We start from the raw sequence: 15979 nt of genomic DNA on the forward strand, positions 1-15979 counted from the left end.
CCGTGGGCACCAGCTTCGGGAAAATGTGTGTAATCTCTGTAGGAGCCAGGTGCGGCGCCTGCAGGGATTTTTTATTGGGAGAACGCTGATGTTCTACGTGCAACGCGATCAATACAACGCTTTGGTTCGCGTCGAGACGCAGGCCTTCGCCGAATCCACCGGGACTCTACCGGCGGATCATCAGGACATTCAGGCGTGGTTTGCCACGGATGTGATCGACAACAGCCTCAAGCAGCTCCAACAGAGCGACTCCGAGATGATTCGGGTGCTCGATGACTTGATCCAGGTGCTGACCGCCAAGGGCGTGATCCGCATCACTGACCTGCCGCCCGCCGCGCAGGTCAAGGTGATGGAGCGTACCCAGGCACGGACGGCGCTGGGCGGTTTGAGTGAGCTGATCAATGACGATGAAAGCGGTTTGATCTGAGGCGCACGCACCTCTTTCACAGCATGAGCGTCAAGCCGGCCTGATTACTCGGCGCTCCACGTCCACGGCGCGGGTTCACCGACCAGTTGGCCTTGCACCCCTTCGATGCCCATCTCGCGAATCACGCGCAACTCACCTTCGGTTTCCACGCGTTCTGCAATCAACGGCAAATCGATGCTGTGGGCGGCACGCTGGATCGCCTCGATAAAAAAGCGCTTGTGGCTTTCCTGATCAATGGTCCGGATGTAGCTGCCGTCGATTTTGAGGTACGCCAGGCCCAGGTTCGCCAGGTTGCCGATCATGCTGAAACGCCCGCCGAAACGTTGCAGGCCGAGGCTGTATCCGAGGCTGCGCAGGCGCCGGGTGAGACGCTCCAGCTGGGCTTGCTCGGGCACTTGCTCTTCGCCGATCTCCAGCGTCAGGCGCGTACCGAGTGTCGGGTGTTGCGCCAATCGCTCGAACATCCGCTCCAGGGCTTGTGGGTCATTCAAGGTCGCCGCCGAGAGGTTCAACGCCACCGATTGGTTGTGTTGTGCCAGGTGTTTGATCACCAGGTCGAGCATCAATTGGTCAAGGCGTGCGGTCCAGCCGAAGCGCTCCAGCCAGGGCAGGAAGTGCCCCGCCGCAATGGTCTGGTCCTGGTTGTCGAGCAGGCGCGACAGTACCTTGTAGTGCAGCACCTGACGGGTATCGCTGCTACTGACCACCGGCTGGAAAAACAAGCGGAAGCGCCCCTGATTCAGGGCCTCGTCGAGCAGGGTGTGCCAGCTATGCGGATCGTCGCTGACGGTGCCCCGGGTCTGGCGCTCCAGGCATACCCAGGTTTGGCCGCTACTGGCTTCAGCCTGGGCCAGGGCCTGGTCGGCCAGCTTCAACAGGTCGGCCGAGGCATCGCCGGGGTTGTAGGGCGCGAGGCCGATGTAGGCCACGCTCTGCATGTCTGTGGCGCCCGTTTCGTACAGGCTCTGCAGGGTGGTTTCCAGCGCCTGGGCCAATTGCACCGCTTCGTGACGCACCAGGCCCGGGGCAAGCACCGCGAACTCGCCGCCGCGGCTGCGGGTGATCAGGTTGTGGGTTTCCGGGTACTTGGCGCAGGTCCGCACCAGTTGCTGGCTGACGGCTTGCAGCAGTTGGTCGGTGCGTTGCCCGCCCAGGCGCTGGTTGAGACCGGCGAGGTCGTTGACCCGCAAGATCAGCAGGTAGCCTGAACTGGCTTCTTCCAGGTTGCTGACCCGCGAGTTGAGCTGCATCTCGAAATAGCGCCGGTTGGCCAGCCCGGTCAGGCTGTCCTGGTAGGACTCCACGCGCAGCTTCTCGCTGCGCTCGGTCTGTTCATTGAACAACGCCTTGAGCTTCTCGACCATCTGGTTCATGGCCTGCACCACGCGTCGCAGTTCGGGAGTGCGGGGCAGGTCGGGCAAACTGATGAATTCGCGCCGCGCGATGGCGTGGGACTGTTCGACCATATAGTCCAGCGGCTTCAACTGACGGCGCAGCAACAGCGCGCCGAGCACCGCACTCGCGGCGCCGCAGAGCAGCAACCAGCCCAGGCTGCCCAATGCGCTCTGCCACAGTTTGGCCAGGGCGAACATCGGGTGGCTGATCACCTCGACCCGTGCCGCCTGCTGCCAGCCTCGGCTGACGATGGCATCGCCGCCGGCCGGCGCGAGGCCGATCATTTTCACGAACCAGGCCGGCACGCCGCTGGCATCAGGCTCGGCGGCACGCTCCACCAGCACCTGATTATTGCTCAGGTCCACCACGCGGATGCTCGCGTAGTAGCCACTGTCAAAAATCGAACTGACCATCAGCTCGGTCATCGCCGGGTCATCGATGTTCGGCGTCAGCGACAGCGCCAGTGCGGTGGCCGCATCCTGGGCGTGGGAACGCAACTGGTTGACGTACTGCGCACGCGAGCTTTCCAGGCTGACGATGAAGCTACCGCTGAAGGCAACCACTAGAAACACACAGATAGCGATCAGCAATTGTTTGAACAGTGACATCGTAGCTCCTGTTAATTATCCGAACTGGCCGGAAACCCTTCGGCGGTCATTTTTTTCAAGACATCCTGCCAGCGTGACAGGCGCTTGCTATCACCGACTTTTTTGTTGCCCGCCGCGCCGGTCAGCCACAACCCTTCGCCGTTGAAAGCATAGACGGGCAGCAGGTCCGGACGTTGGCTGGCCGGCAGAATGGGGTCCATCAGGCTGTCCAGTACCAACGGCATGGCTTCCGGGCTTGCATAGTAGGTCAGTACCATATGCGCGCGATTCTGGCGCAAGGCCTTGACGTAGGTTATGCGCAGCTTCTCGGCCGGGACGCCCAAGTGACGCAGGCTGAAGTATTTGGCGATGGCATAGTCTTCACAATCACCGGCACCTTTCCACAGGGATTGAATGGGCGTCGCCCAATAATCGATCTCGTGCCACAGGTCGATATCTTCTTCGTAGTGCAACTGGCGGTTAAAGAACAAGTTGACCACGTTGAGTTGTTCGGTTTCGCTGACCTGCTTTTGCGCCGTGAGCAGGTGTTGCCAGGCATCGATACGCTGGCGCCCGGCGCCCAGGGGCCCGTACAGCGCCTCGGCGCGGCGGCTGATCTGGCTGAAATCCCAATCGGCGAGCAGATTGCCCAGCAGGCCGCCACCCAGCAACAGCGTGATGGCCAGACCGTACAGGAACCGAGGGAAGTTAAAGCGTATCGCCACTGCGAATACCCGAGCTTGCAGCATTGAAGGTGCGGCAATGGTGCGGTGATACCGGGTAAAAAACAATGGCACGATGAAATCACTTTGTAGCAATTTATCCTGAATAAGTGCCGGTAAATTGGCTATTTTCCGCTCGTCTGAAAGGGTGGCGGCAATTCCATCAAAATAATGACACCTCATAACGCCTGTCACAGAATGTCGCAACCAAAGCGCCGACAAAAAGACTTGCGGTCAGCCTTATCTTGCCGACCTTTCACGTCTTTAATGGCACTGTGAAGGAGTTATGGCCATGAGCCGTACCGATGATCTGTTTGCCCCGTCCGGCAAGAGCCTGACCCGGGAGCCCAAGGCACGGAACGCTCGGCTGCACTTTTTCGGCACCCTTCCATTCGATGATGGCACCCGCGCTAACCAGAAAGACGGCTCGCGCTTTTGCGCCAATGCGCCAGCGGCGTATGAACAACCTCATCATTATGACTTGAGCACACCGCGCCCAACCGTGGTGGCGCTGGTCTCGGTCAACGGCGGCGTCGGCCGCAGCACCCTGGCCACGGCGTTGAGCAGCGGCTTGCAGCGCTTGGGGGAGTCGGTGGTGGCGCTGGATCTGGACCCTCAAAACGCATTGCGCCAGCATTTCGGCGTGGCCCCGGAGCTCCTGGGCGTCGGCCGCGCCAGCCTGCTCAATACGCGCTGGGAGACGCTCCTGCAAACAGGGTTTGCCGGCTGCCGCGTGATCCCCTTCGGGCACACCGATATCAAGCAGAAGGACAACCTGCAACGTTGGCTCACGCGTGAACCGGAGTGGTTGGCGCAGCACCTGTCGACCCTGGGGTTGAGCGAGCGCCCGATCATGCTCATCGACACCCCCGCCGGTAATAACGTCTATCTGCATCAAGCGTTGAGCGTGGCCGATAGCGTATTGGTCGTCGTCCAGCCGAATGCCGCGTGCCTCGGCACGCTTGACCAGTTGGACGCGGTGCTGGCGCCTTATCTTGAGCGTGAACGCCCGCCACATTGCCACTATGTGATCAATCAACTGGAAGAAAACTCGGCGTTCAGCCGGGACATGGTCAATGCCTTCAAACTGCGCCTGGGCGACAATCCGTTGGACGTGGTGCATCGCGATCCATCGATCAGCGAAGCCCTGGCCTTTTCCACGGACCCGCTGGATAACTTGGCGGCGAGCGCCGCCTGCGACGATCTCAAGAGGCTGTGCCGGTTGTTGATCGCACGGAAAAAAGCCCGCTAAATCACGCTTTATGCGCTGAACGCGAAATGCTTATGCACAATCGGCTGGTCGCCGATGGCGTCGAATGGGTTTTGGGCGGAACCATTCTCAACACGGCGCAACCGCCTGTTTTGCGTGCGTTTTATTCGTTGCACAAAAAATGATCAGTATGGCATTTGGCCTGTAGCGCAGATGGCTACAACTTCTGTAAGGATTTCATCAACAGAGTTATCCACAGGGCGCGCGTAGGAAAAAATGCGCTTTAATCGCGCTCAGCCAGCACCATAAGGTTGCGTGGGGTCAGGGTGGTTTCGCAGAAGCTGCCTACCGTCACGGTGTAGCCCTGTTCCCGCAGAAACAGAGCCCGATCCAGCACCAGCCACAGCTCCAGCGGGCGGCGGAACAACCCTCGCAGCAGTTCCAGGTTTCTGACCTCGGCCAAGCGCCGCCAGCCGTGTGCCTCCAGCGCTGTCCAATCCTGCTCGCCTGTGGATAAACCTTTGAGGCCGGCCAACTCGCGGCAATAGTCGGCGAAGGGTTTATCCAGCCAACTGGCGGGCAGGGACGGCGTGGGCAGGTACGTGTCGCAATGGCGCAATTGGCGCTGCAAGTGATCGAAACCCAGGCGCCTGGCCATGGACGTATCCCGTTGCCGGCGCACCCGCTTGCCGGCGGTGACGGTTTCACTGAGGGGCAGCCCCAGGTCATCCACCGATAAGCGCAACGCCGAAGCGCGGCCGACGCTCGACAGTGGCTGATAGCGATCGGTGCGGATGCGGTTGTAGCAGCAGGGTGCCAGCGCCAGTTGCTTGCAGCCGGCAGTGCTGGCCAGTTGCAGCAGACGCACGTGCAGGTCGCCGCAGGCGTGCAGGGCGACGGGTGTGTGTTCGGCGCTGACCGTCACGTCGGCCAGTACGTCTTGCAGGTGATGGGTGACGGGCAGTTGGTGGTGGTCGCTCAAGGCCTGCCCGGCGGCGATCAGGGCCGGATCGTATTCCAGGCAGGTCAGTTGCTGCCCGCTGTGCAGCAGGCGGCGGCCGAGGTGGCCTTTGCCGGCGCACCAGTCCAGCCAGTGCCGCGGTGGTTGCGCGAACCCCAGGGCAGCACCGAATGCTTCGATCTGTTGCCACTTGCGGCCGGGCACATCGACGTTCAGGCGCTGGCGGGCGGGTGCCAGGGGCTGCGTCGGTAACTTATCCACAGCACTGAGGCGCAGCGCCTGCGCGGCCAACTGTGGAAAAGGCGCCGGGGCGGGCAGCTCATGGGGCCGGTTGTGGCTGCTTTCCGCGTCGGCCAGCGAGCGCCGGCGCAGCCACTGGGCGAGCGCGGGATGTTGGGATTCCCAGGGTAACTGGCGATGCGTGAAGGGCCGTGGTCGCCACAGCCCCTGGTGTTCGCTGAGGAACGCATCCAGCGCCTGGAAGTGCGCTTCAACGTCCCTGGCAGGCATCGACTCGCAGCCAGCGTTCCAGCAGTTTGAAACCGCGCACCAGCACATAGGCCATCAGCAGGTAGAACAGGCCGGCGGCGAAGAAGATCTCCACTGGCAGGTACGTGCGCGCAATGATGGTGCGCGCCATGCCGGTCAGTTCGAGCAGCGTCACGGTGCTGGCCAGGGCGCTGGCCTTGAGCATCAGGATCACTTCGTTGCTGTACGCCGGCAGGCCGATGCGCGAGGCGCGCGGCAGGATGATATAGAACAGCGTCTTCGGCTTGGACATGCCCAGGGCCCGCGCCGCTTCGATTTCACCCGGCGGGATGGCCTGGATCGCACCGCGCAGGATTTCGGCGATATAGGCGGCGGTGTGCAGGGTCATGGTGGCGGTGGCGCACCAGAACGGATCGCGCAGGTACGGCCACATGAAGCTGTTACGCACCGCGTCGAACTGCGCCAGGCCGTAGTAGACCAGGAACAGTTGCACCAGCAACGGCGTGCCGCGAAAGAAGAAAATGTAGCAATAGGGCAGGGTCCGCACGTACCAGCGGCGCGAGGAGCGGGCGATGCCCAGCGGGATCGCCAGCAGCAGGCCGGCAATCACCGCAATGGCCACCAGCTCGAGGGTGAGAGTCGCGCCCTGGGCCAGTTTGGGCAGCCACTTGATGATCACGGCCCAGTTCAGGCCCAGGTCGAAATGGGACAGCCAGCTGTAGTCGCCGTTCATTGGGTGCTCCTTGCAAAGCCGCGACTGGCGCGTTCTTCCAGGAAGTGCATGCCAGTCATGGCCAGCACGGTGAGGCCCAGGTACATGAACGCCGCCACCATGAAGAAGGTGAACGGCTGCTTGGTCACGGTCACGCCGATCTGCGCATGGCGCATGATTTCTTCGAGGCCGATCACTGATACCAGCGCGGTGTCTTTCATCAGGATCATGAACAGGTTGCCCAGGCCCGGCAGGGCGATGCGCCACATCTGCGGCATGATCAAGCGGGTGAAGATGCGAAACTTCGACAGGCCCAATGCCACACCGGCTTCACGGTGGCCCTTGGGAATGGCGAGGATCGCGCCACGGAACACTTCCGTGGCGTAGGCGCCAAAGCACAGGCCCAGGGCGATGACCCCGGCGGCGAAGGCGCTGAGGGAAAGGTCGGGGTTACCGAAAAACTCCCCGAGGGCACGCATCAGGTTGACCGTGCCGAAATAAATCAGCAACACCCACAACAGTTCGGGAATACCGCGAACGAGGGTCGAGTAAGCCCCGCCCAGCCACTGCAGCGGCTTGTATGGGGAGGTCTTGGCCAAAGCGCCGGCCAGGCCGAGTACCAGCCCCAGGCACAGGGCCGTGAGCGCCAGCTTGACGGTCATCAGCGCGCCGGCGGCGAGCGCCGGGCCGAATCCGTAGAGATCGAAATTCATGGTGTTTTCATATCGCGGCAGGCAAAGCTGAAAGCCGACGCGCCCCTGGGAGCGCGTCGGGCATACCGTTCAGATCATTCGATGCTGAAAGGGAAGTACTTGTCGTTGATCTTCTTGTAGGTGCCGTCGGCCTTGATCTCTGCCAGGGCTTTGTTCAGGCGTTCGCGCAGCGGGTCGCCTTTGCGCACGGCGATACCGATCTTGTCGCTCTCGACCACCGGGTTGCCCTTGAATTCGTAGGCGGAACCGTCTTTGCTCTTGAGCCATTCGTACTGCACGTACTTGTCGGCGAGGATGCCGTCCAGGCGGCCGGACGTCAGGTCGAGGTAGGCGTTTTCCTGGGTGTCGTAGAGCTTGCTGGTGGTGTCTGGCAGCTTGTCTTCCAGGTAGGTGCCGGCCAACGTCGCGCGTTGTGCGCCGATGATCTTGCCTTTCAGGTAGGCCGCGTCGGTCTTGAAGTCTGCCGTGGCTTTAGGTGCGATGAACTGCAGCTTGTTGGAGTAGTACGGGTCGGTGAAGTCGACGGCCTGCTTGCGCTCGTCGGTGATCGACAGCGAGGACACCAGGAAGTCGAATTTCTTCGCGTTCAGCGCCGGGATGATGCCGTCCCAGTCCGATACATACACTTCGCACTTCTCGACTTTCATCTTGGCGCACAGGGCGTCGCCGATGTCTTTGTCGAAGCCGACGACGTTGCCGCTGGCATCTTTATTGTTGAACGGCGGGTAGGCCGCTTCGATCCCCATTTTCAGGGTTTCTGCCATGGCCGAGGCGCTGAACGCCATCGAAACGGCCGCGGCCAGAAGGAATTTTTTATAGTTCTGCATGCATGTTGCTCCGTTAGCGGTTGCTGGACATGAATTGTTTGCAGCGCGCCGAAAGCGGGTTTTCAAACACCTGCTGTGGCGATCCTTGCTCTTCGACCAGGCCTTGGTGCAAGAACACCACTTCACTGGACACCTGGCGGGCGAAGCCCATTTCATGGGTGACCAGCAGCATGGTGCGGCCTTCTTCGGCCAGCGCGCGGATCACATTAAGTACTTCCTGGACCATTTCCGGGTCAAGGGCCGAGGTGGGTTCGTCGAACAGGATGACTTTCGGCTGCATCGCCAGGGTACGCGCGATGGCAGCCCGCTGCTGCTGGCCGCCGGACAATTGCGCGGGGTAGGCGTGGCGCTTGTCGCCGATGCCGACCTTGGCCAGCAAGGCTTCGGCCACTTCGATGGCTTCGGCCTTGCTCTGGCCGAGCACACGGCGTGGGGCCTCGATGATGTTGTCGAGGATGCTCATGTGCGGCCACAGGTTAAAGTTTTGAAACACAAACCCGATTTCGCTGCGCAGGCGGTTGATCTGCTTGCCGTCGGCGGCTATCAGCTCGCCGTTCTTCGCGGCCTTGAGCTTGAGCTCTTCGCCGGCCACCAGGATCTGGCCCTGGTGCGGGTTTTCCAGCAGGTTGATGCAGCGCAGGAATGTGGACTTGCCGGAACCGGAGGAACCCAGGATCGAGATCACATCGCCGTCGCGAGCGGTCAGCGAGATACCTTTGAGTACCTCCAGCTCACCATAGCGTTTATGCAAGTTGCGGATTTCAAGCGCGGGCGCGGCCAGAGCCATGTGCGGTCCTCATTGTGTTCGTTGCGTTCCTGCTGTTGGGTCGCCTTCCTGGCGAGGCGCCAACCTAGCATAGCGTCCGGATGGCAGCCAACAGCGCGGCGGATGCTTAACAGGTGGTCTGCGGCAAGGTGTCGCATCGGCACAGCGGCGTGTCGCGCCATCAACAACCGAACAGCCGTTTGAACCTGGAAAACCCGCAGGCTTCGCGTGAAAAAGGGCGCGATGGTGCCAGCTTTGGGCGGGTGTTGGAAGGGTTAACCGGGCAAACGGTGACCATCGGCCCTTTTATGGGGCGTCACGTACTTTTTGTGTGTATTTGTGGTGCGCGCGTTCGGGTAAAAGTGAGTCGCTCGGTAACGCTGTAGCGGAATGCCAGCATTCTCAATGACTTGCGAGGGCTGCTGGATCGTCCTACAGCCCGCGTCAATCGGGGTTTTGTAACATTTTGGCGCAAATATTGCGTAAAAAATAAAGAACGCCCTGTTTGTTTCTTTTCACGTGAAAGGCACGCGCCGGGCGGACCGTTTTCGCAATTCCTCGTTTAAAGGTGTGTCAATGAGTAGTACGCATAGCTCCAATGACCTCGAACAGGGGCTCAAACCGCGTCACGTCACCATGTTGTCGATTGCCGGCGTCATCGGTGCCGGTTTGTTTGTCGGCTCCGGCCACGCGATCGCCGCCGCCGGCCCTGCGGTACTGCTGGCATATGCCGCCGCCGGTGCGCTGGTGGTCTTGGTGATGCGGATGTTGGCCGAAATGGCCGTGGCGTCGCCGGACACCGGTTCGTTCTCGACCTACGCCGATCGGGCGATCGGTCACTGGGCCGGTTTCACCATCGGCTGGCTGTACTGGTGGTTCTGGGTGCTGGTGATTCCATTGGAAGCCAACGCCGCCGCGACCATCCTCCATGCCTGGTTCCCCGGCGTGGCCATCTGGGCGTTTACCCTGATCATCACCTTGCTGCTGACGGCGACCAACCTGTTCAGCGTGAAACACTACGGTGAGTTCGAGTTCTGGTTCGCGCTGATCAAAGTCGTCGCGATCGTGGGCTTTGTGATCCTCGGCCTGCTGGCGATCTTCGGCTTCTTGCCGACCAGCCAGGTCAGCGGTGTCTCGCACCTGTTCGACACCCAGGGCTTCATGCCGAACGGCATGGGCGCTGTGCTGGCGGCCATCCTGACCACCATGTTCTCGTTCATGGGCACCGAGATTGTCACCATCGCGGCCGCCGAGTCGAAGGACCCGGGCCAGCAGATCACCAAGGCCACCAACTCGGTGATCTGGCGGATTGGTTTGTTCTACCTGCTGTCGATCTTCATCGTGGTGTCCCTGGTGCCTTGGAACGATCCGACCCTGGCTGCCGTAGGTTCCTACCAGACAGTGCTGGAAAGCATGGGCATCCCGAATGCCAAGCTGATCGTTGACCTGGTGGTCTTGGTTGCCGTGACCAGCTGCCTCAACTCGGCGCTGTACACCGCCTCGCGCATGCTGTTTTCCCTGGGCCGTCGTGGTGATGCACCCGCCGTGTCCAAGCGCACCAACAAAAGCGGCACGCCTTACTGGGCGGTGATGCTGTCCACCGGCGCAGCGTTCCTGGCGGTCTTCGCCAACTACGTGGCACCGGCGGCGGTGTTCGAATTCCTGCTCGCCAGTTCCGGCGCCATTGCGTTGCTGGTGTACCTGGTGATTGCGGTGTCGCAACTGCGCATGCGTCAGAAGCGTACTGCGGCGGGCGAGACGCTCGCGTTCAAAATGTGGTTGTTCCCAGGCCTGACCTACGCGGTGATGGTGTTCATCGTCGGTACGCTGGGGATCATGCTGTTCCAGGAAGCCCATCGGGTCGAGATCATCGCGACCGGGGTCTTGAGCTTGCTGGTGGTGGCGGCGGGGCTGCTCGTTTCGAGCCGTCGCAAGGCCCAGAGCGTAGGCGCTGCAGTACTGAATTGATGTGATGGAGTGCGGTGCTTGATTGCGCCGCAGTTCAAATGTGGGAGGGGGCTTGCCCCCGATTGCGGTGTGCCAGTCGACATCTAATTGACTGATACACCGCTATCGGGGGCAAGCCCCCTCCCACATTGCGTTTTGCGTCAGTCTTGGGAAATCACCAGCGCCTGGGATGCGGCGACGTAATCCGCCTGGAACTGCGGCGACTCGACCCACGCCAGGGCTGCCGCTTCATCCTCGGTGTCGGTAGCCCACTGCCGATATTCGATCAGTGCCGCCAGGATAAAGTCGGTGGCCTCTTCTTCGCCTTCCTGCTCCAGCACCAATGCCAACAGCGGGTGCGCCAGGAATGCCGCGCACAGCGCTTGCTGGCTGATTTCGCCGGCAGTACGCATCTCGACAAACAATTCAGTCAAATCCACCGACTCAAGATCGATGCGGCTGTCATCGCCGGCAAATGCATCCGGCTTGCTCGCGACGGCGCGTTGGGTACGGTTTTGCTTGGCCTTGGCCTTTGCCCGGTGGGCACGTTTTTGCTGCTTGTTCGGCGAGGCCATGGGCTCACGTCCTTGGTTCAGGATCTGGGTGGGTATTGAAGCGCAGGTTGAGGGAAATCCCAAGGGGTTCTAGACGCGCGCCGTTATGCGACGGCCCGGTGTGCCGGGTGTTAGCGCGCCGTGCTTCAGCCATGCCAGCGCAATCGGCCACAGCCGATCCTCATACTCGCTGCGAAAGAACGCGAAATGTCCGACCTGTGTTTCTCCGATATCGTCAGGGGCGATGCGCAGGTGAGTGCGTTCGCTGCTGGCGAAGTAGCTCAGCAAGCGCTCGATGGCCGGCACGGTGCCGAAGGGATCGTCGGTGATGCTGATCGCCAGCACCTGCGCCGTTACCCGGGCAAACGGCAGTTCACCCAAGGCGCGCCCGCTGGGCCGTGTTTCATAGCTCGGCGTCGGCGTGCTCCAGTCCCGTACCACGCCGGCCGGCGTATCCTCCAGCCAGCCCAGACGCTTGCCCGGGAAGTAGCCGAACAGCGCCGTCACCAGTGGCATCACCACATGCCACTTGCCAACCATGCGCCAGCGCCCGCTCGCTGCGTAATCGCGCCAGTAGGCGAATTGCGCGCCCACCGTCACCAGGCGCCGGATCACTGCGCCGGACGCCCCGAGCCCCGCTGCGCAGCCGCCAAAGCTGTGACCGACCACGTCGATCGGCTGCCCCGGGAACTCGCGCTGCGCCCGCTGCAATATCGCCTCGAAATCCAGGCGGCCCCAATCCGACCATGAGGCCTTGAAGCCTCGCAGCGAGCCACGGCGGGACTCGCCGATGCCGCGATAGTCGTAGGTGATGACATCGAAGCCGTTGGCGAACAGGTAGTCGGCGAAGCGTGAATAGTGGCGACAGCGCACGGAAGTGGCGGCGTTGATGATGACGACCGGGCGTGTAGGGTCGCTTCGGATGTGGCGCCAGGTGAAGCCGCCAAGCGGGTAGCCGTCTGCGGCGGGTGCCCTGAAGGAAGTGTTTTGGCAGGGTTGAGTTGCAGGCGTTGGCGAAGAGGCATCATTCAAATTCATCGTTTTGGGCCTGTGCCGATTTTTTATTTTTGGTAACGGTTGGCCAGTTTGCCAGCACTTGTACTTCGTTCCGCTGACTCACTAATCTCTGGCGCTCACAACGCCTACAACGCCCGTGCACAGTGGCTTGTTCCGAAAAAACCACACATCTGAGAGAAACGACAGCCAACCATGGACAGATTAGACTGGCAGGCATCCATTACGGAGGTCTCTATGAGCATTCCACGTTCTCCCATCGTTTCGGAGTTTGAAACAGAAGAGCAAGCTGCCAGCTACGACCGTTGGTTTCGTGCCAAGGTGCAGGCTTCAATTGACGATCCTCGTCCTAGTATTCCGCACGATCAGGCGATGGCTGAAGTCGAGAAGGTGCTGGAAGAGAGGCGCAAGGCTCGTGCTTCTCGTTAAATGGCGACCTGAGGCTATTGTCGCCCTGATCGAGATCATTGATTACATCGAGCAGTACAACCCGGTTGCCGCCGTCTCGCTGCACCAAACTATTGTGGTTGCCGCCGAGGGGTTGTCCCTGATGCCATACGGATTCAAGCACGGTCGCTTGTCTGGTACTCGGGAAATGGTTGTTCATCCAAACTACCTGGTGGTCTATCGGGTGACGGAGCACGTTGAGATAGTGATGGTGTTACACACTCGCCAGTAATATCCCAGGGATGTGATCGGGCCACACCACTCGACCTCACGCCAGTAGATGCTTAGGCTTGCGCCTTTGCAATCAGCGAGAGCGTCCTGATGACCCGCGACACCCTCGAACACCACCAGATTCCCCTCTACTTCGCCACCGTCCTCCTGGCCGCCGCTTTCGGTCTGCTCGCGCCGTCATTAGCGCATGGCCTCGGCGTGCTGGTCACGCCGGCCATCGCGGTGCTGATGTATGCGATGTTCCTGCAAATCCCGTTTCTGCAGCTGCGCCAAGGCGTGGGGAACCAGCGGTTCCTGGCGGCGTTGCTGCTGGCCAATTTCGTTCTCGTGCCCGTGCTGGTGTGGCTACTGACGCGTGGCCTGGTGGAGCGCCCGGCGTTGCTGGTGGGGGCGTTGCTGGTGTTGCTGACGCCGTGTATCGACTACGTGGTGGTGTTTACCCATATCGGCAAGGGCGATTCGCGCTTGATGCTGGCCGCGACGCCGCTGCTGCTGTTGCTGCAGTTGGTGTTGTTGCCGGTGTACCTGGGGTTGATGTTGGGCGCGCAGTCCGCGGTGGTGGTGGAGGTGCGGCCGTTTGTCGAGGCGTTCCTGTTATTGATCGTGGTGCCGATGGTGCTGGCGGTGATCACCACCTCGCTGGCGCGGCGATCCTCGGTCGTCAACGCCTGGAACGATGCCTGGGCCTGGTTGCCGGTGCCGGCGATGGCAGCGGTGCTGTTTGTGGTGATCGGTTCGCAAATCACCGCGGTGGTGCGCGATATCAGCCTGTTGCTGCCGGTGATTCCGGTCTACGTTGGCTTTGTGCTGTTGGCGCCATTGATGGGGATGTTCGCCGCGCGCCTGTTCGTGCTGCCGGCGGTGACGGCGCGCGCGGTGACGTTCAGCGCGGCGACGCGTAACTCGCTGGTGGTGTTGCCCCTGGCGCTGGCGTTGCCCGAAGGCGTGCGCGGGTTGGCGGCGACGGCGGTGATCCTGCAAACCCTGGTCGAGTTGATTGGCGAGCTGATCTACGTTCGCCTGATCCCGACGCTGGTGTGGCGCGCAGATCGGCCGGGCACATGAATGTTCAGGGTTGTTCAGGCGCTATTTGGGATGTGTTGGGCACCATAAGCCGCCGCTCACTACCTGGCAGGACAACCGATGGATCACCGCAACTCTTTTCGCCTGGAGTCTCTGGGCATTTTTCTGATTGCTTTGTTGTTATTTACGTTGGGGATCTGGGACCAGCAGCCTCAGGGGTTTGACGGGCGCTGGGCGTTGTTCATGCAGGAAATGTTTCGCCATGGGGCGAGTCTTTTCCCCACCACCTACGGCCAGCCCTACGCGGATTATCCCGGTACGGCGACGTTCTTCAGTTTTGTATTCGCCCGGTTGTTCGGTGCGCCCAACCACCTGGCGAATGTCCTGCCCACCGCGCTGGCCTCTGCCGGAGTGGTGGCGCTGATCTATCGCTTGCTGGCGCCTTCCAGTCGCGCCTGGGCGCTGTTGACGGTGCTGCTGACCTTGCTCACCACCCAGTTGCTCGAAAAGTCGCGCTCGGTGTGCCTGGATCAGATGGTGGCGCTGTTGTGCGTAGGCAGCTTCTACCTGCTGCACAGTGGCGAACGCCTTGGCTCGCGGCTGCGGCAGCTGGCGGTGTTCCCGCTGTTTATCCTGGGCTTTGCGATTCGCGGGCCGTTGGGCTTGATCGAAGTCTGTGGGGTGGCCTGCGTGTATTGGGCGTTGGGTCGTCCGGGGGAGCGGGTCAGGCAAGTGCTGATCCACGGCGTTATCGGGTTGCTGCTGTTGGCGTGTTGCTGGTGGCTGCTGATGCAGTTGGCGCGGATCAGTGGGGGCCAGGCCTTTGCCGATGAAGTGTTCAAGATGCAGGTTGGCGGGCGCCTCGATGAAATCGGCGAGCCGTTCTATTTCTACTTCCAGCTGAGTCTGTACCGTTACTTCCCGGTGGTCCCCATGGCGTTGGCGAGCATGGTTGCGCTGCGTCATCGCTGGCCGGAACGCTGGGGCAATGACGACGTGCAACTGGTCGTGCGGCTCGGCGCCTGCGGCTTGATGATTCTGCTCGGGCTGTCGGTGCCGCACTTCAAGCGCGCTTATTACATCCTGCCCATGGTGCCGATGTTTGCCGCTGTCGCCGCCTATGGGCTGCTCCACGCACAGAACTGGTTCGTCGGGGTGCGTCGCTGTTACACATGGCTCGTCGCGGCGCTGCCGGCGTTGTGCGTGGTTGTAGTCTTCGTGTGTCGACATGGGTGGCAGAAGCACGGTTACTGGCCGGACGTTTCGTTGCCGTTGCTGATCGGCGTGCTGGTGATCCTGCAGGGGGCGGCATTGATCGCCTGGCGTCGCGCCGGGCGTTTGGTGTGGCTCAGCGCGATCGCACTGGCGGCGCAGTGGTTGTTGCTGGTGACCGTGGTAGAGCCGGCCAAGGACCTGCAGTTCGACACCCGGCAATTTGTCAGTCAGGTGGAAGCGCTTCGCGCACAAGAGCCTGGACCGTTGGTGTTTGTCGGCCTTGCGCGGGACACCTGGGCAGTGCGCTACATGATGAACCTGGATCACGACGAGCAACCGCTGTTCATCGGGCGTAACCAGCTCGATCAGTTGGACTCGCTGCCACGGCCGTCCTGGGTGATCGTGGCGCGCAAGGAAACCGAGCAGTTGAAGGGCACACCGGTGGAACACTTGGCGCCGATGTTCAACGGGCGACTGAACGACAATCCGCTGTTGGTGTTCTTGCTCAAGTAGGCGGCGCAAGGCGGGTATTGCGTACTGGGGTGGCGGTGAGCCACCCCGGTTCGGGATGGGTAAATCGAAGGCAACAAAAAACCCGCACTAGGCGGGTTTTTTGGGTGTTTCAGATGATCGTTGCACCACCTGAAACTTAATAGTGGTGCCCAGAGACGGAATCGAACCGCCGACACGGGGATTTTCAATCCCCTGCTCTACCGACTGAGCTATCTGGGCAACGGGG

16 protein-coding genes and 1 tRNA gene are annotated in these 15979 nt (G+C 61.3%); 7 read left to right on the plus strand and 10 right to left on the minus strand.

Annotation, left to right across the window (positions count from 1 at the left end):
• The first annotated feature begins 88 nt into the window (after positions 1-88).
• Positions 89-427: a hypothetical protein gene (locus tag LQ249_RS02435; RefSeq protein ID WP_057003600.1), complete on the plus strand. Its 339-nt coding sequence runs from the start codon at positions 89-91 to the stop codon at positions 425-427.
• A gap of 44 nt (positions 428-471) precedes the next feature.
• Here the strand turns inward: LQ249_RS02435 and lapD are convergent, their stop codons facing one another.
• Positions 472-2430, minus strand: a complete 1959-nt coding sequence (gene lapD, locus LQ249_RS02440) for a cyclic di-GMP receptor LapD (protein ID WP_169881404.1) — start codon at positions 2428-2430, stop codon at positions 472-474.
• An 11-nt stretch (positions 2431-2441) separates the two neighbouring features.
• A complete protein-coding gene (gene lapG, locus LQ249_RS02445) occupies positions 2442-3158 on the minus strand; it encodes a cysteine protease LapG (RefSeq protein ID WP_017849958.1) in 717 nt (238 codons plus the stop codon).
• 265 nt (positions 3159-3423) lie between these two features.
• Between lapG and bcsQ the strand changes: the two genes are divergently transcribed.
• Positions 3424-4383: a cellulose biosynthesis protein BcsQ gene (bcsQ, locus tag LQ249_RS02450; protein WP_201021731.1), complete on the plus strand. Its 960-nt coding sequence runs from the start codon at positions 3424-3426 to the stop codon at positions 4381-4383.
• Between the two features lie 241 nt (positions 4384-4624).
• On the opposite strand, the gene LQ249_RS02455 is transcribed toward bcsQ, so the two are convergent.
• From LQ249_RS02455 to LQ249_RS02475, 5 genes are all read right to left on the minus strand, one after another.
• The gene (locus LQ249_RS02455) at positions 4625-5812 is read right to left on the minus strand and encodes a methyltransferase (RefSeq protein ID WP_126587821.1); all 1188 of its coding nucleotides are present in this window, start codon (positions 5810-5812) and stop codon (positions 4625-4627) included.
• Entirely contained in the window at positions 5793-6482 is a 690-nt protein-coding gene (locus LQ249_RS02460) for an ABC transporter permease (RefSeq protein WP_046385364.1), read from the minus strand. Before LQ249_RS02460 ends, LQ249_RS02455 begins: the two co-directional genes overlap by 20 nt.
• A gap of 38 nt (positions 6483-6520) precedes the next feature.
• Positions 6521-7216, minus strand: a complete 696-nt coding sequence (locus LQ249_RS02465; protein WP_046385013.1) for an ABC transporter permease — start codon at positions 7214-7216, stop codon at positions 6521-6523.
• Between the two features lie 74 nt (positions 7217-7290).
• Positions 7291-8043 carry an ABC transporter substrate-binding protein gene (locus tag LQ249_RS02470; RefSeq protein WP_046385012.1) on the minus strand — a complete coding sequence of 251 codons (753 nt, stop codon included), beginning with the start codon at positions 8041-8043 and terminating at the stop codon, positions 7291-7293.
• Positions 8044-8056: 13 nt separating this feature from the next.
• Complete coding sequence (locus LQ249_RS02475; RefSeq protein WP_017849951.1) at positions 8057-8830, minus strand: ABC transporter ATP-binding protein; 774 nt, start codon at positions 8828-8830, stop codon at positions 8057-8059.
• A gap of 555 nt (positions 8831-9385) precedes the next feature.
• On the opposite strand from LQ249_RS02475, the gene gabP reads away from it, so the two are divergent.
• Positions 9386-10777, plus strand: coding sequence for a GABA permease (gene gabP, locus LQ249_RS02480; RefSeq protein WP_017849950.1), 1392 nt, complete (start codon positions 9386-9388; stop codon positions 10775-10777).
• A 140-nt stretch (positions 10778-10917) separates the two neighbouring features.
• Here the strand turns inward: gabP and LQ249_RS02485 are convergent, their stop codons facing one another.
• Together LQ249_RS02485 and LQ249_RS02490 are read right to left on the minus strand one after the other, a co-directional pair.
• Positions 10918-11331: a hypothetical protein gene (locus LQ249_RS02485; RefSeq protein WP_046385011.1), complete on the minus strand. Its 414-nt coding sequence runs from the start codon at positions 11329-11331 to the stop codon at positions 10918-10920.
• A gap of 69 nt (positions 11332-11400) precedes the next feature.
• The gene (locus LQ249_RS02490) at positions 11401-12348 is read right to left on the minus strand and encodes an alpha/beta hydrolase family protein (protein ID WP_057003605.1); all 948 of its coding nucleotides are present in this window, start codon (positions 12346-12348) and stop codon (positions 11401-11403) included.
• A gap of 213 nt (positions 12349-12561) precedes the next feature.
• Here LQ249_RS02490 and relB point away from each other — a divergent pair, with 213 nt between their 5' ends.
• From relB to LQ249_RS02510, 4 genes are all read left to right on the plus strand, one after another.
• The gene (gene relB, locus LQ249_RS02495; RefSeq protein ID WP_081610227.1) at positions 12562-12753 is read left to right on the plus strand and encodes a type II toxin-antitoxin system RelB family antitoxin; all 192 of its coding nucleotides are present in this window, start codon (positions 12562-12564) and stop codon (positions 12751-12753) included.
• Positions 12740-13003: a type II toxin-antitoxin system RelE/ParE family toxin gene (locus LQ249_RS02500; protein ID WP_232566171.1), complete on the plus strand. Its 264-nt coding sequence runs from the start codon at positions 12740-12742 to the stop codon at positions 13001-13003. Before relB ends, LQ249_RS02500 begins: the two co-directional genes overlap by 14 nt.
• Before the next feature lie 89 nt (positions 13004-13092).
• Positions 13093-14067 (plus strand): arsenic resistance protein, encoded by a 975-nt coding sequence (locus tag LQ249_RS02505; RefSeq protein ID WP_128192059.1) that lies wholly within the window; start codon positions 13093-13095, stop codon positions 14065-14067.
• 78 nt (positions 14068-14145) lie between these two features.
• Complete coding sequence (locus LQ249_RS02510) at positions 14146-15753, plus strand: ArnT family glycosyltransferase (protein ID WP_057003607.1); 1608 nt, start codon at positions 14146-14148, stop codon at positions 15751-15753.
• Positions 15754-15896: 143 nt separating this feature from the next.
• Here the strand turns inward: LQ249_RS02510 and LQ249_RS02515 are convergent.
• A tRNA-Phe gene (locus LQ249_RS02515) sits at positions 15897-15972 on the minus strand.
• Positions 15973-15979 lie beyond the last annotated feature (7 nt).

Origin of the sequence: Pseudomonas sp. 7-41 (assembly GCF_021233075.1) — a bacterium.
Lineage (GTDB): Bacteria > Pseudomonadota > Gammaproteobacteria > Pseudomonadales > Pseudomonadaceae > Aquipseudomonas > Aquipseudomonas veronii.